This window comes from Kitasatospora sp. NPDC004531, from assembly GCF_053602195.1.
The window spans coordinates 1-14,762 of the sequence record NZ_JBSGDD010000015.1; the positions used below are offsets into that span (position 1 = coordinate 1).

The 14,762-nt window shown below is 75.4% G+C and carries 11 protein-coding genes; 4 read left to right on the top strand and 7 right to left on the bottom strand.

Annotated elements, in window-relative coordinates:
- On the bottom strand, positions 1-1,901 hold a 1,901-nt coding region (locus ACWEMJ_RS09415), incomplete at its 3' end, for an SdrD B-like domain-containing protein (RefSeq protein ID WP_452136384.1).
- Between the two features lie 557 nt (positions 1,902-2,458).
- On the opposite strand from ACWEMJ_RS09415, the gene ACWEMJ_RS09420 reads away from it, so the two are divergent.
- Positions 2,459-5,704, top strand: a complete 3,246-nt coding sequence (locus ACWEMJ_RS09420; protein ID WP_452136385.1) for a BTAD domain-containing putative transcriptional regulator — start codon at positions 2,459-2,461, stop codon at positions 5,702-5,704.
- 71 nt (positions 5,705-5,775) lie between these two features.
- Here the strand turns inward: ACWEMJ_RS09420 and ACWEMJ_RS09425 are convergent, their stop codons facing one another.
- Complete coding sequence (locus ACWEMJ_RS09425; protein WP_452136386.1) at positions 5,776-6,891, bottom strand: hypothetical protein; 1,116 nt, start codon at positions 6,889-6,891, stop codon at positions 5,776-5,778.
- 114 nt (positions 6,892-7,005) lie between these two features.
- Positions 7,006-8,580 carry an alpha/beta hydrolase gene (locus tag ACWEMJ_RS09430; RefSeq protein ID WP_452136387.1) on the bottom strand — a complete coding sequence of 525 codons (1,575 nt, stop codon included), beginning with the start codon at positions 8,578-8,580 and terminating at the stop codon, positions 7,006-7,008.
- A gap of 189 nt (positions 8,581-8,769) precedes the next feature.
- On the opposite strand from ACWEMJ_RS09430, the gene ACWEMJ_RS09435 reads away from it, so the two are divergent.
- Both ACWEMJ_RS09435 and ACWEMJ_RS09440 read left to right on the top strand, forming a co-directional pair.
- A complete protein-coding gene (locus ACWEMJ_RS09435) occupies positions 8,770-9,630 on the top strand; it encodes a LysR family transcriptional regulator (protein WP_452136388.1) in 861 nt (286 codons plus the stop codon).
- Between the two features lie 44 nt (positions 9,631-9,674).
- Entirely contained in the window at positions 9,675-10,472 is a 798-nt protein-coding gene (locus ACWEMJ_RS09440) for a hypothetical protein (RefSeq protein WP_452136389.1), read from the top strand.
- 221 nt (positions 10,473-10,693) lie between these two features.
- Here the strand turns inward: ACWEMJ_RS09440 and ACWEMJ_RS09445 are convergent, their stop codons facing one another.
- From ACWEMJ_RS09445 to ACWEMJ_RS09455, 3 genes are all read right to left on the bottom strand, one after another.
- Positions 10,694-11,908, bottom strand: coding sequence for an MFS transporter (locus ACWEMJ_RS09445; protein ID WP_452136390.1), 1,215 nt, complete (start codon positions 11,906-11,908; stop codon positions 10,694-10,696).
- Positions 11,909-12,058: 150 nt separating this feature from the next.
- On the bottom strand, positions 12,059-12,775 hold the full coding sequence (locus ACWEMJ_RS09450; RefSeq protein WP_452136391.1) for a universal stress protein: 717 nt from the start codon (positions 12,773-12,775) through the stop codon (positions 12,059-12,061).
- A complete protein-coding gene (locus tag ACWEMJ_RS09455) occupies positions 12,772-13,689 on the bottom strand; it encodes an alpha/beta hydrolase (RefSeq protein WP_452136392.1) in 918 nt (305 codons plus the stop codon). Before ACWEMJ_RS09455 ends, ACWEMJ_RS09450 begins: the two co-directional genes overlap by 4 nt.
- 230 nt (positions 13,690-13,919) lie before the next feature.
- On the opposite strand from ACWEMJ_RS09455, the gene ACWEMJ_RS09460 reads away from it, so the two are divergent.
- Positions 13,920-14,399, top strand: coding sequence for an SsgA family sporulation/cell division regulator (locus ACWEMJ_RS09460; RefSeq protein WP_452136393.1), 480 nt, complete (start codon positions 13,920-13,922; stop codon positions 14,397-14,399).
- On the opposite strand, the gene ACWEMJ_RS09465 is transcribed toward ACWEMJ_RS09460, so the two are convergent.
- Positions 14,396-14,758, bottom strand: a complete 363-nt coding sequence (locus ACWEMJ_RS09465) for a hypothetical protein (RefSeq protein WP_452136394.1) — start codon at positions 14,756-14,758, stop codon at positions 14,396-14,398. The genes ACWEMJ_RS09460 and ACWEMJ_RS09465 overlap by 4 nt on opposite strands.
- Between the last annotated feature and the right edge of the window lie 4 nt (positions 14,759-14,762).

The following is a 14,762-nucleotide window of genomic DNA, read 5'->3' on the forward strand; positions in this document are numbered from 1 at the left end:
GTCGTCTTCGCGGTGCCGACCTTCTTGCCGTCCGCGTCGTACAGGTTGACCGTCGCGCCCACCACCGGCTTCTGCTGCGGCAGTTGGAGACCGGAACGCTCCGGGTCGTACCAGACCCGGTTGCCGATCTGCAGCGGCGCCTTGTCGCAGAGCACTTCGAGGTCGGCCATGGCCGCGCCCTTGCCGAAGCGGGATGTGCCGTTGGACAGTTCGTTGCCGAAGCCCGGGTCGATACCGCCGTTGCGCAGGGTGAACATGGTGCCGGCGGTGACGATGTTGTTGGAGACGTCGTAGCCGGAGGTGGCGATGGAGTTCTCCACCTTGGAGAGCGCCATGCCCGCGAACGACGCGTACGGGTGGCCGGCCGGGGCGGGGCGGTTCAGGTCGAAGAAGCCCTTGCCCTTGGTGGTGATGCCGCAGCCGAGGTTGACGTCCATCACGAAGCTGTCGCCGGACTTGCAGGCCTTGTTGAGGTCGGCCGAGGCGAGCACGTAGACGAAGCCGTTCGGCAGCGGGCCCTCGGGCGGGGCGGCGGCGGCCTGGTCGGCGTAGCGGTCGCGGAAGGACAGCAGCATGGAGCCGTCGGTCTCGAAGCCGATCTCGCCGAGCTCGGGCTCCGGGTTGAGGCCGCAGACCGCCCCGTTCTGCATCGGCACGGTGTCCTGCCACGGGTACCAGTAGTAGCCGCCGCACGCGTTCCCGGGCGGGGTGCCGTGGTAGTCGAGCGGCTGGTTGAGCACCGCCGCGTCGAACTTCCCGGTGGCCGGGTCGAACGGCAGCACGATCGCCCGCAGGTCGCCGATCTTCTGGGTGGACTCGCCGGAGCAGACGCCGCCGACGTAGCCGACGCCGTCCTGCATGCCGAGGCCGAACGGCCGCCAGTCGTCCGCCGACGGGCAGTTCGGGGTCGGGATGGCGTAGACCGCCTTGGGCTTCTCCGCCGACTTCACGGTGGCGTCGTAGCGGTACAGCTTGCGGTTGTGCAGGTTGACCACGTACAGGTCGCGGCCGTCCTCGCTGAGCTTCAGCCCGCCGAGGCTCTCCTTGCCGACCGGGGCGACGAAGGCGTCGTCCTGGGCGTTGCCCGCGTGCGCGGTGCTGCCCGCGTCGGGGACGACGGTGAACAGCTCGGTGGTCTTCGTCGCCGGGTCGGTGACGTAGATCGCGCCCGCCCCGCCGGGGCCGTACACGGTGGCCCGCTTGGCCTGTGCGGAGCTGAACAGGCGCTGGTCGTCGCGGTTCCAGGCGATGCCGAAGACGTTGCCGGTGGCGGCGGTGGTGGAGACGTTGGTGACGTCCTTGTTCACGCCGCGCGACCGGTACGGGAAGGTCAGCAGGGTGCGCCCGCTCGCCGGGTCGAGCGAGGCCGGCTGGCAGGCGGTGGCCAGCGGGGCGTTCTGCTGGCAGTAGTCGGACGGGTTCCACAGGCCGGTGGTGACCTTGGCCTGCTTGCCCGCCGAGAGGTCGACGAACTCCTCGTTGCTGCTCAGCGCGTTCGGGTCGTCCAGACCCTTGCGGGAGGCGAACGCCGGGAACAGCACGCCCGGCTTCGGATTGACCACCTCGACGCGGTACTTGCCGCTCGCGGTCGGCTTGGCCGGCGTCAGCGTCACCGTGCCGTCGGCGGCCGTGACCGCCGTGCGCACCGCGCCGTCCTCGCCGGTCAGGGTGACCGTCACGCCGGCCAGGCCCGGGTTCAGCACCGGGTTGTACGTCCCGCTCTCGTCGACCGCGCGGACCACCCGCACCGTCACCGAGCCGTCGGCGGCGACCGGCGAGGCGGACGGGGCGGCAACAGCGGTGGCGGCGGTGAAGGCCGCCACCATGGCGGCGGCCCGTGCGGCCGTCCGCCGGCCCGCGCGTGGCGCGGGCGCTCGGGTTTCCTGTTCTGTGTGGGTCATGCCCTGCTCTCGTCGTCAGGAAGGCACGCCGAACCCCCGCAGTACGTTCACCGATTCGGTCCCGCGCGCCCCTCGTTTGGCCGAATAGTAAGCGGAATGCGCACATCATGCTTACGGACCAGGCAAATTGACTGCTCGTCAGGAAGCACGATCGATCAGTTCCGTGCGCTCCCCGCGCCCCACGAACCGTGCCGCGCGCCCCACCGGAGCGCACCTTCCGGCCACCACCCCCGGCCCGCCCGCCGACTCCCCCACCCTCCCGACCAGGGGGCACGCGCCTCCCACCGCACCCCGCCTCTCCTGGCGCGCGCGGAGCGCGCGGCCGAAAATGCACGCCGGGGCGGCCAGTTGAAAGTGCGTGAATACGACTGCGGATCATCGCGGTCGGGTCGGCCGGCTGTCAAAGGCTGCCATTACCTCCAAGTCGACTTTGAGACATTTCCGGTCGGGTGCCCGGGCGTTCCGCGAGGCATGGCCCCGTCCTCCGCACGGGTGGTTTCGGTCGGGTCGGATAATGATCTTGGCGGGTCGGGTGGTGGCGAGTGAGGAGCGGGCGGGTGCGGATCGAGGTGCTGGGGCCGCTGCGGGTGGTCGGGGGTGCGGGCGGGCGGGTGCTGGAGGTCGGCGGGGCGCGGCTTCGGCTGTTGCTGGTCCGGTTGGCGCTCGATCCCGGGCGGGTGGTCACGCGGGAGCGGCTGGTGGACGATCTCTGGGGCGACACCCCGCCGGCGGAGCCGGCCGGCGCCCTGCAGTCGCTGGTCTCCCGGCTCCGGCGGGCCCTGGGCGACGAGCGTCGCGTCCTCGGGTCGCACCCCGCCGGGTACCTGCTGGACCTGCCCCGAACGGGCGTGGACGCCTGGGAGTTCGAGCACCGGGCGGCGGCGGGTCGGGCGGCGCTGGCGGCGGGCGGGTTCGCCGAGGCGGTCGAGTTGCTGGGCGGGGCGCTGGGGCTGTGGCGCGGGGCGCCGTTCGCCGACGCGGAGGGCGCCGGGTTCGCGGACGCGCCGGCGGCCCGGCTGGCGGAGTTGCGGCTGGCGGCCGTCGAGGACCGGGCCGACGCGCTGCTCGCCCTCGGCGAAGCCGGTGCGCTGCCGCAGCTGGTCGCCGAGCTCACCGGGCTGTGCGTCGCCCACCCGCTGCGCGAGCGGGCCGCCGTCCGGCTGATGCGCGCGCTGCACGCGGACGGGCAGCAGGCCGCGGCGCTGGAGGTGTTCGACCGGACCCGGCGGGCGCTGGCCGAGCACCTGGGCGCCGACCCGTCCGCCGAACTGCGAGACGTCCACCTGCGGGTGCTCTCCGGCACGCGGTCGCCGCATCCGGTGCCGGCCCCGGTACCGGCCGGGCGGGCGGCGCTGCCCGGCTGGCTCACCGCGCTGATCGGCCGCGAGGAGGACCTGGCGGCGGTCCGGGAACTGGTCGGCCGCTCCCGCCTGGTGACGCTGCTCGGGCCGGGCGGCGTCGGCAAGTCCCGGCTGGCGGTCGCCGCCGCGTCGGCCGCGCCGCCCACGACCGACGTCCGGCTCGCCGAGCTCGCGGGCGCCGACGGCCCGGACGCGGTGGCCCGGGCCGTGCTGGCGGCCGCCTGCCGCCCGGTGGAGGTCGGCCTGCCCGCCGCCGACCGGCCCGGCGACCCGGTCGACCTGATCGTCCGGGCCCTGGAGGGGCGGGACGTCCTGCTCGTCCTGGACAACTGCGAGCACCTGATCGAGGACGCGGCCCGGCTGGCGCACCGCCTGCTGGCCGCCGCGCCCCGGCTCACCGTGCTGGCCACCAGCCGCGAGCCGCTCGGCGTCACCGGCGAGGCGCTCTGGCCGGTGGCGCCGCTCGCCGTGCCCGCGCCCGGCGCCACCGCGCAGGAGGCGCTCGCGCACCCGGCGGTCGCCCTGTTCGCGGAGCGGGCCGCCGCGGCCCGGCCCGGGTTCGCGCTGGACCACGACACCGTCGAACCGGTGGTCCGGATCTGCCGGGAGCTGGACGGCCTGCCGCTGGCCCTCGAACTGGCGGCGGCCCGGCTGCGCGTCCTGAGCCCCGGACAGGTCGCGGCCCGGCTGCACGACCGGCTCCGGCTCCTCGACCGCGGCGCCCGGACGGCCCCCGACCGGCACCGCACGCTGCGCGCCGTGGTCGGCTGGAGCTGGGACCTGCTCGACGAGGACGAGCGCGTGCTGCTCCGACGCCTCTCCGTGTTCGCCGGCGGGACGACGCTCGCCGACGCGCACGCGGTCTGCGCCGGGCACTGGCCGGGCGGGCCCGCGCCGGACCCGACCGTCGTCGAGGACCTGCTGACCTCGCTGGCCGACAAGTCCCTGATCGACACGCCGCTGCTCGGGTCCGCCGGCGCGGATTCCGGGGCGGTGCGGTACCGGCTGCTGGAGACGGTCCGCGCGTACGCCGCCGAACGGCTCGTCGAGGCCGGCGAGGACGACCTGACCGGCACCGCCCACCTGCGCCGCTTCGTCGAACTCGCCGAGCACGCCGAGCCCCGGCTGCGGACGGGCCGCCAGATCGGCCTGCTGGCCCGGCTCGACGCGGAACGGGGCAACCTGGACGCGGCGCTGCGCCGGGCGGTCCTGGCCGGCCCGCCGGAACACGCCCTGCGGCTCACGGCCGCCCGGGCCTGGCCCTGGCTGATCCGCGGTCAGGGCCGCGAGGCCGCCGAGTGGACGTCCGCCGTCCTCGCCGCGCACGGCGGCCCGCCGCCACCCGGACTGGAGCAGGCGCACGCCCGGTGCGTGATCCTGGCGCAGCTCACCTCCCCGTTCCGGGATCCGGACGCGCCCGCCGTCGCGCCGGAGGTGGTGGGCGCGGCGCTGGTCACCGCACGGTCCGCCGCGCACCCCGTCGCGCTGGCCGCCGCGCTACTGCTCGCCGCGGCGGGGCCGCCGGAGGGCGTGGGCGCCGTGGCGGAGCAGTACGGCCGACACCCCGACCGGTGGATCCGGGCCGCCGCCCAACTGGTGCTGGGACGGGTCGAGTTGGGCGCGGGCCGGATCGGGCGCGCGGAGCAGTGCCTGCGCACCGCCGTGGACGACTTCCGCGCCCTGGGCGACCGGTGGGGGCTGTCCATGGCGCTGGTCACGCTGGCCGCGCTGCTGTCGGTCACCGGCGCCGCCGAAGAAGCGCTCGCGGCGCTGGCCGAGGCCGGGGAGCGGGACGCCGAGCTGGGCGGGGCCGGCGAGGCGCCGCTGTCGCTGCTGCTGTCGGGCCGACTGCGGGCCCGCTGCGGCGAATGGGCCGCGGCCCGGGCCGACCTGGAACGCGCCCTGGCCGCCGCCGAACGGGCCGCAGACCCGCACCTGCAGGCCGCCGCGCACTACGCGCTCGGTGAACTCGCCCGCCGCGAAGGGGACTTGGCGACGGCCCTGGACGTCCACCGGGAGACCCTGCGACGGCTTGAGCAGCTGCCCGCCATCGGCCCCGGCGCCCCGGCCCGCCTGCACCTGCTGGCCCTCCTCCACACCGCCCTGGCCCGCACCCACCAGCGCTGCGGATCGCCCGAGGCGGCCGCCCCACTGCACCGCCGCGCCCTGGAACTCGCCGCGACCAGCGACGACCGACCAGTACGCGCAGACGCCCTGGAGGGCTACGCCGAACACTGCCTCGCCCTCGGCCGCCCCGCCCACAGCGCATCCGCCCTGGGCGCGGCCTACGCCCTCTGCGGAGCCCACGACGCGGGCGACCCGGAACTGCGCGCCGTCCTCGACGGCTGCACGAAGGCCCTCGGCGAGACCGGCTTCCGCGCGGCCTGGGAACGCGGCCAGGCCCTGGCGCAGCCGGAGTCGCTGGCCGGGGAGGCGGACTGACCGGCGGGGCGGCCCAGCCGGGTCGGGTGCGCGGACCGTACCGGAGGGCGGTGCTGTCCGCGGACATGGTGTCAGCCGCGGTACTCCAAGTCCTTGACGCAGAAGCTGGCCGCGCTGACCGAGGCGTCTCCGGCCCGCTCCGCCCGTACCCACACCTCGGAATCGCCCGGGCCGAGATCCGAGTCGTTACCGATGCGCAGCATCAGGTCGCGCTCCTGGACGTGGCGGACGATGTCCGCGTCGACTTCGGTGGGCTTGCGGCCGATCAGTTCGATGCCGTAGAGGGACACCAGGGGGCCGGTCCGGCCGTGGACGTTCACTTGGGCCAGCGCGGAACCTCGGCCCGTTGCCGACGCGTAGAGGTAGTGCGCGCTCACGCCGGCCCGGGCGTAGTACTCCTTGCTCACGTGCCACTCGTCGGGAGTGCCCAGGTCCTCCCACGGGCTGCCCACGGGGAAAGGGTGGTGGCCCCAGCTCTGGGTCGGCACCTCGCCGTCCAGTGCGGCCGACACCTGCTCCGGACTCATTCCGAACCGCAACGGGCCGACGCCCTCCAGGGGCGTGCACTGCCAGCGCGGCCGGTCTCCGGCGGGGGTCACCGGCCACGGTCCCGGGTCGGCCCGCTCGTCGTGGAACCTGAACCATTCGGCCACCGGCTCCGCGTTCCAGAAGTCCTCGGCCCATGCGGGGCCGGTCGCCAGCAGGCCGGTGATCACCGTGTCCAGGCGTTGCCCGCACCCGTCGGCGTCCAGGCCCATCTCCTGTGAGACGCCCAGGGAGATTCCCCAGGCCGGCACCTCCGCCTCGCCGTACCGGTTCGCCCGCGCCTCGGCCCGCTCCTGCAGGGCGAGGCGGCGAAGGTCCGCGCTCGCCACGGAGGGCACTTCGGCGACGAGCTCGACGTCCCCCAGGCGCACCAGCGGGCCACTCGTCGCGCTGATCGCCACTGCGGCCAGGCGGGGGCCCGGTCCGTAGAAGGCGGTCAGCCCGGGCTCGTTGTAGCGCTCGGCGACCAGCTGCCCGCCTTCAGGCATCCAGTCGCCCGTGCGCCGGGCGTGGCTGCCTCTCTCCCCCAGCGCGTCCTGGACCTGCTGCGGGTCCATCCCGAACCGCAGCGGCCCCACACCCACCAGCGGGTCCAGCACCCACCGCAGCCGCTCCTCCGGCTTCCTGTTCCACCAGGCCACAGCACCCTCCGGACGCTCACCGATGATCTTTCCGGTCACCCTAGGAGCGCCCGCCGACAGCACCGACGCCCGGCTCGGCAGCCGTACGAACCGGCCGGCCGGGGCGAGGCGCGGTCAGCCGGTGAACGGCTGGTGGTCCGGGGTGCAGGTCGTGGCTGGGGGCGGGAGGGTGCCGGTGATCAGGTAGCGGGTTTCGTGGTGGGTGGCGCAGGTGCTGGGGTTGGAGAGGACGGTGTGGCCGTAGCCGTCGACGGTGAGGAGGCGGGCGCGGGCGAGGGAGCGGGTCATGGCGCGGGAGGCTTCGTAGGGCATGGCGGGGTCGCCGGTGTTGGCGACGACCAGGATCGGGTGGGCGGTGGGGCGGTTCCAGGGGCCGTCGTAGCGGTCGCGGCTGCGGGCGGGCCAGTCGGCGCAGCGCTCGTCGAGCCAGGTGTAGTACGGCCCGGCCTCGCCGGAGCGGGCGCGGGCTGTGGCGGCCAGCGCCGCGTAGTCGGCCTGGGCGGGCGGGTTGGCGCTGTCCGAGCAGACCAGCGCGAGCGCCTGGTCGGGCGACTGGTGGAAGGCGGGCGGCAGCGGGGTGCCCGGGGTGGGCGGGGTCTCGGTGGCGGCCCAGAGCAGCTGGAGGGTGGCGCCGGCCCGGGTCCAGCCGACGGGCAGGTTCGCGACGGGGTTGGCGGCGTACAGCGAGGTGATCGTCGCCTCCACGGCCGCGCCCGCGGTGAACGTCGTGCCGCCGACCGCGACCGGCCGGGCGCGCAGCCGTTGGAGCAGTTCGTCGTACCTGGCCCGGGTCGCGGCGGCCGTGCCGGCGGAGAACGCGCAGGTCTGCGGGCCGGCTTGGCCGCACTGGTCGAGGAAGGCGTTCAGGACGCGGGCGGTGGCCACGTCGGTGCCGTTGCGCAGCAGGGTGCCGGTGGTGGCGGCCTGGTCGCCGCGGCCGGTCGACCAGGCGACGGGGTCGGGGGCGCTGTCGAGGACCATGGCGCGCACCCGGTCGGGGAACAGATTGGCGTAGGTGGCGCCGAGGTAGCTGCCGTAGGAGGTGCCCAGGTAGCTGAGCTGCCGGTCGCCGACGGCCCGGCGGAGCAGGTCCAGGTCGCGGGCGACGTCGGCGGTGGAGAGGTGCGCCAGCAGGTCGGGGTTGCGGGCCGCGCACTGCTCGGCGAGGCGCCGGTAGGCGTCCGTCCAGGCGTTCTGCTGGTCCGTGCCCTCGGGGTAGCCGGCGGCGGTGCCGGCCAGCAGGGCCTGCTCGTCGGCGGGGTCGTCGAAGCACCGGACGGGTGCGCTGCCGCCGGTGCCGCGCGGGTCGAAGCTGACGATGTCGAAGCGCTTGCGCACCTCCTCGGGGAACTGGCCGAGCATCAGGGGCAGCGCCGCGGTGCCGGGCACGGCCGGGCCGCCGGGGTTGTAGAACAGCGAGCCGATCCGGTGGGCCCGGTCGGTCGCGGGGTGCCGGATGACGGCGAGGTCGATTCCGGCCCCGTTCGGGTCGTGGTGGTCGAGCGGCACCCGGGCGGTGGTGCACTCGAACCCGTCCACGCAGGCCGCCCAGGCGAGGCGCGGCACGGGGGCCGGTGCCGCCGCGGCGCTCGTCGTCGGGCAGACCGCCACCAGCAGTGCGGCTGCGGCGACGCCCGCGCCCAGTTTCCAGGAGGCCGCGGTGCGGGGACCGGCGGGGATCGGAGTCACGTGAGTGCCCTTTCGTCAGTGGGCCGGCGGTCGTTCGCGGAGCACCTGCACCGCCCGGCAGGTCCGACAGTTCCGCACCGCGCTGGCAGATCGCTGGCATCCCGCTGGCAGCGGTACGGCCGGCCCGCCCGGGCTCGCGTAGGCTGCGGGCGGGAACGGGCAGTTGACCTGCGGGAACGAGGAGGGGACGTGGAGCTGCGACAGTTGGAGGTGGTCGTCGCGGTGGCCGAGGAGGGCGGGTTCACGGCGGCGGCGCGGCGGCTGCACGTGGTGCAGTCGGCGGTGTCCGGCACCGTCCGCGCCCTGGAGAAGGAACTCGGCGTCCAGCTCTTCGAACGCACCACCCACCGCGTCTCGTTGACCTCCGCCGGCGCGGCCTTCGTCCCCGCCGCGCGGGCCACCCTGCGGGCGGCGGAACTCGCCCGGGCGGCGGCGGACGAGGCGCGCGGGGTGCTGCGGGGCGTGCTCACCATCGGCACCATGCAGGGCGTCTGGCTCGGCCTCGACCGGGTGCTCGGCGAACTGCGCGCCCAGCACCCGGCGTTGACGATCCGGCTGCGCCAGGCGGCGGCCGTGGACATCCGCGCCGGGCTGCGGGACGGCACCGTGGACGTCGCGATAGTCGCCTTCGACCGGCAGCAGCGGCGCGGCCTGACGGTGCGTTCGCTGGCCTGCGAGGCGATGGTGCTGGCCGCCGCGCCCGGCCGCGCCTTCGAGCTGCCCGACCGGGTCCGCTTCGAGGAGCTCGCCGACCTCCCGTTCGTCGACTTCGCCCCGGGCTGGGCCGTCCGTTCCGCCGTGGACCGGGCCTTCCGCACCGCGGGCGTCGACCGCACCCCGGTCTTCGAGGTCAACGACATCACGGCCGCCGCCGAACTCGTCCGCCACGACCTGGGCGTCTGCGTCCTGCCCGAGTCCCTCGCCGCCCACTTCCCCGACCTCGCGCTGCGCCGCTTCGTCCGCGGGCAGCCGCGCTGGGACATCGCCGTGGTCCACCCCGCCGGCGAGCCCTCGCCCGCGGTGGCGGCCCTGCTGCGGCACCTGAACTGACGGGCGGCGGGGCGGTGTCGGGCCTGCGTGCGAGACTGCCGGGCATGTCTCTCGCCGACCTCACCTTCGACCGGTGGCGCTCGTTCGACCTGCCGGCCGCGCGCCGCGTCGCGGAACAGGCCGCCGCTCTGGCCGGTGGGCGGGTGGCCGCCGTCGAGACCGTCGAGCATCTCGGCGCGCCGCTGCACCGGGTCCTGGTCGAACGGGACGCGCGGCTGTTCGCGCTGGTGCCGGGTGGCCGGGTGGCGGTCGGCTTCGATCTCGACGCCTGGCAGCCGACGCCCGAACAGGCTGCCGACTACCGGGAGAGCGAGGCGCAGGGCTTCGGCCACGGCCCCGACCTGCGGGCGCACCTCGCCCAACTGCTCAGCCCGCGACGGGAGATCACGTTGCCGACAGTGCTGATGGCGGTGGAGAACGAGACGCTGACCGGGCCGCCCGCCGAGGCCCCGGCCGAGCTCGCGGCGCGCGGGCTGCGGATGCCGAGCGCCGACGAATGGGAACACGCCTGCGGGGCGGGCGCGAGCACGCTGTTCCGCTGGGGCGACGACTGCCCGCTCGACCGGATCCCCTACCACGACCTCGCCGGCCCGCACCACCGACCGAACGCCCTCGGCCTGCGCATCGCCGACGACACCTACCGGGCCGAGCTGAGCACCGACCCGGCCGCCGTCCACGGCGGCGACGGCGGCGAATCCGCCTGCGGCGGCTACGGCCACCTCCTCGGCTGGCTGCCCCTGGCCACCGCCAACCGCAACCCGGCCTTCGCCGAGTTCGTGCACGGGCCGGACGGCGAGGACCTCTACGAGGACATCGCCGTCCGGCCGGTGTGCGATCTCTGACCGAACCCCCACCGCCCGCGTGGGGGCGACGCCACGTACGGCCCGTGCCACGCACCCCGGCACGCCCTGCGGCGAGCTCGGCAGCCGCCCGCCGGCAGCCCTCGCGACTGCCCGACTCCGCTCCGGCCGAAGGCACCTCACCCGGCCTTCCCTCCCCCGACTCACCGCGCCGCGCAGCGACAACGGCGCGCCGAGCCCGCTCCCCCGGCCCGCGGCAGGCGTCAGCCGGCCGTCGCCTTCCGGTCCGTCGCCCAGTGCACGAGGGGCAGCAGGGGGAGCAGGGCGGCCAGGGCGGCGACGGCCCACCAGCCGGCTATGTGGTGGGCGAGGGTGCCGAGTTCGGAGCCGATTGCGCCGCCGAGGAAGAAGGTGGCGATGAAGATGCTGTTGAGGCGGGCGCGGGCGGCCGGGTCGAGCTGGTAGACGACGTGCTGGCCGAGGATCAGGGTGGTCTGGACGGCGACGTCGAGCAGGATCGCGGCGAGGGCCAGCAGGACGATGTTGTGCGCGCCGAGGCCGGCCAGGAGCGCGCTGCCGGCGGCGACCAGCAGTGCGGCGCCGGTCAGCGGCCGACCGAGGCCGCGGTCGGCCCAGCGTCCGGCCAGCGGCGCGACCAGCGCGCCGGCCGCACCGACCAGCGCGAAGATGCCGACGCCCGTCTCGGAGTACCCGAACGCGGGGCCGGTGAGCTGGAAGGAGACGGTCGTCCAGAAGGCGCTGAACGCGCCGAACACCGCCGCCTGGTAGAGCCCGCGCTTGAGCAGCGCGGGGTGGGTGCGGACCAGTCGCACGGTGGAGCGCAGCACCTGGAGGTAGGGCAGGTCGGTGGTGGGGGCGTGTCGCGGCAGGGCCCGGTACAGGGCGACGGCGAGCAGCGCGGTCACCGCGGCCGAGCCGAGGTAGACGACCCGCCAGCCGGCGGCGCCGGCCACCAGGCTGCTGAGGGTGCGGGAGAGCAGGATGCCGGTGAGCAGTCCGGCCATCACCCGGCCGACCACCCGGCCGCGGGCGTGGTCGGGGGCGAGGCCGGCCGCGAACGGGACCAGGATCTGCGCCACCACCGAGGTCGCGCCGCTGACCAGCGAGGCGATCAGCAGCACGGCGAAGCTGCTCGCCGTGCCGGCCACCGCCATGGCGAGGGTGGTGACGGTCAGCAGCAGGGCCACCAGTCGGCGCTTCTCGATCCGGTCGCCGAGCGGCACCAGGAACAGCATGCCGATGACGTAGCCGATCTGGGTGGCCGTCACCAGCGCGCCCGCCGCGGTGGTGCCGACGTGGAACACCTCGGCCAGCCCGGCGAGCAGCGGCTGCGCGTAGTACAGGTTGGCGACCGTCAGGCCGGTGGAGACGGCGAGCAGGGCGACCAGCCCGCCCGGCACGCCGTCCTGGGCGCGGTCGGACGTCGGGGGTGCGGCGGTGGTGGATGTGGTGGCCATCGGTGGTGCCTTCCGGAGGTGGTCGCGTCTCGGCGGCTGCGGCGGTCGCAGCGCGCATGGGTGTGAGCGTCGGGGGCCGGGCCCGCGCTTCCCGTCCGGTCGCGATGATCGACGACAACTGTCATCTCTACTCGCGATGGCACCGGACGGTCAGTCGGTGTCGGGGACGAGCAGCACGGGGACCCGGGAGGCGTGCCCGACGGCGGCCGAGACGCTGGGGCTGAACCAGGACGCCACCGCGCCCCGGTGGTGCGGGGCGAGCACGATCAGTTCGGCGTCCAGGCGTTCGGCCGCCGCCGCGATCACCGCCGGGACCTGGCCGCGCAGCCCGTCCAGCAGTTCGCCGTCGGCGGGCACCCCGGCCTCGCGCAGCGCCCGCACCGACTCGTCGAGCACCCGTCGGGCGTCCGCCTCGTCCTCCAGGGCGACCACACTGGTGCCCACCACGGCGGTCGGCGCGAGGTGCAGCACGTGGACGGTCGAGCCGAGGTGGCGCGCGAGTTCGGCGGCCGTGGTGACGGCGCGCTGCCGGGCGTCGCTGTCGTCGACGGCCAGGACGATGCGCGAGAACATCTGAACTCCTCTGATCAGTACGTGGGTCGGGGCGGATCGGGCGGACTGTCGGTCGGCTTCGGTGAGGCCGCCCCAGACCCCGAAGTCCTGTCCGGTGCGCATCGCGAAGGACGCGCAGGCCGGGCGGACGGGGCACTCGCGGCAGACCGCCCTGGCCCGCCGTTCGCGGGTGCGGCGGGCCAGGCCCTGTTCGCCGCAGGGCGAGAAGAACACGGCGGTGTCCATGCCCCGGCAGGCGGCGCGGGCCTGCCAGCCCCACTGGCTCAGCAGCGGCTCGGTGCCGGGCGGTTTCATCCCGCCCGCCGCTCGTGCAGGGCCTCGCGCAGGGCCCGCCCGGCGAGTGCGACGGCGTCCCGGGCGGCCGGCGCGGAGGGCGTCGCGAGGTCGTGGATGCTGCCCGGCAGCCGCACCGCCGTCACCGGCACCCCGGCGGCGCGCAGTTTCGCGGCGTACGCCTCGCCCTCGGCGCGCAGCACGTCGGCCTGGGCGGTGACGATCAACGCCGGTGGCAGGCCGGTGAGTTGGTCGATGCTGGCGCGCAGCGGGGAGGCGGTGGCGCCGGCCCGGCGGGCCAGGTCGGAGGTGTACTGGTCCCAGAACCACCGGGCGGCGTCGCGGCGCAGGAAGTAGCCGGTGGCGAAGCCCCGGTAGGACGGGGTGTCGTGGGCGGGGTCGGTGACCGGGCAGAGCAGTACCTGCCGCCGCAGTCGGACGCCGCCGCGCTTCTTGGCCATCAGCGCCAGCGCGGCGGCGAGGTTTCCGCCGGTGCTGTCGCCCGCCACGGCGATGCGGCCGGGATCCAGCGCCATGGCGCGCCCCTCCGTCACCGCCCAGCGGGCGACCGTCCAGCCCTGTTCGGCGGCGACCGCGACCGGTTGGCGGGCCTCCGGCGAGCGGTCGAACTCCGGGAACAGCACGGCGGCGCGGGCCCCGACGGCGAGCTCGCGCAGCAGGCGGCAGCGGGTGTGCGCGTCACCGAACACCCGTCCGCCGCCGTGCAGGTAGAGCACCACGGGCAGCGGTCCGCGCACCCCGGCGGGCCGGACGACGCGCACCTTCACCGCGCCGGTCGGGCCGCCCGGGACGACCAGCCACCGCTCGTCCACCACGGCCGCCGCGCGGCGGCCCTCGGCCGCCCCCCGCCGGAACAGGTCCGACGGACTCGCCGCCGGGGCCGGCCGCCGGCCGACCGCGATCGCGTCAGTCACGGTGCGCTCCCTCGAAGTCGGGCTTGGATTCACCACCACCCTAGGAACGCGTTCCGCCGCGACTTGCCCGACGACGCACCCCCCGCACACGGAGCGTGCACAGCTTGCGACTCCGGCCGCCGATGGTGCGCGGACCGTCGCACCGCTGTGCACGGGGAGGACGCCCGGGGTGCCCGCGCTTCCTACTCTGAGCGGCGAACGCCCCCTCTTCCCACGCCCGAGGATGTCCCATGCCCGTCCCCCACCCGAGGCCCGGCCCGCACGCCACCGGCACCGAGATCCGGCTCGACGCCCGGATCGTCCTCACCGAGGAGCAGTCCCTCGACATCCCCGTCCGCTTCGGCTACTCCACCGCCGACCCGTTCGCCGTCGCCCTCGAATTCCTCGGCCCGGCCGCGCACGCCGGCACCTGGCGCTTCGCCCGCGACCTCCTGTGGACGGGCCTGCACAAGCCCGCCGGCCTCGGCGACGTCCGCGTCTGGCCGCCGTGCCCCTGCCACGACCGTCCCCACCTGCGCATCAAACTCCAGGCCCCGGACGGCTCGATCCTCCTCGACCTCCCGCCCCGCCCCCTGCGCCGCTGGCTCCGCCAGGCGACCTTCCCCCTCGTCCCCCGCGGCACCGAGGGCGCCGCCCTCGACTGGGACACCGCCCTGCGCGACCTGACCGCCGGGCAGCCACCCGGCGGCCAGGCCCCCGGCAGCCCCTAGAAGAAGTTGAACCGCACGGCATTGGGGAGCACGGACCCCCACGACATCCCGGTCTTCGGCGGCAGCGTGTCCAGGGGCGCGCCGCTGCAGTCGGTGTTCTCGTAGACGGTCGCCGAGGAGTCCGTCTCGTTGTCCGCGCCCGTCACCGGCAGCCCGAAACTGATGCACTCACCACTCGGCGGATCCACCAACGTGTGGTCCACGCCGTCGATGTCGGTATACGTGAAGTCACCGGTCGCGGCGTACGCCACCGTTGAGCTCCCGGTCGCCAGCACCAGCGCCGCACCGGCGACCGAAGCAACTCGAACTGCATTCCTGAGGCGGGGCATGACGCACCGCACCGTGTCGAAGAGGGTCATGGCC

Coding starts and splice junctions, on each gene's coding strand:
- ACWEMJ_RS09450 (WP_452136391.1), bottom strand. CDS start 12,775: ATGAAACCGCCCGGCACCGAGCCGCTGCTGAGCCAGTGGGGCTGGCAG.
- ACWEMJ_RS09445 (WP_452136390.1), bottom strand. CDS start 11,908: ATGGCCACCACATCCACCACCGCCGCACCCCCGACGTCCGACCGCGCC.
- ACWEMJ_RS09440 (WP_452136389.1), top strand. CDS start 9,675: ATGTCTCTCGCCGACCTCACCTTCGACCGGTGGCGCTCGTTCGACCTG.
- ACWEMJ_RS09460 (WP_452136393.1), top strand. CDS start 13,920: ATGCCCGTCCCCCACCCGAGGCCCGGCCCGCACGCCACCGGCACCGAG.
- ACWEMJ_RS09465 (WP_452136394.1), bottom strand. CDS start 14,758: ATGACCCTCTTCGACACGGTGCGGTGCGTCATGCCCCGCCTCAGGAAT.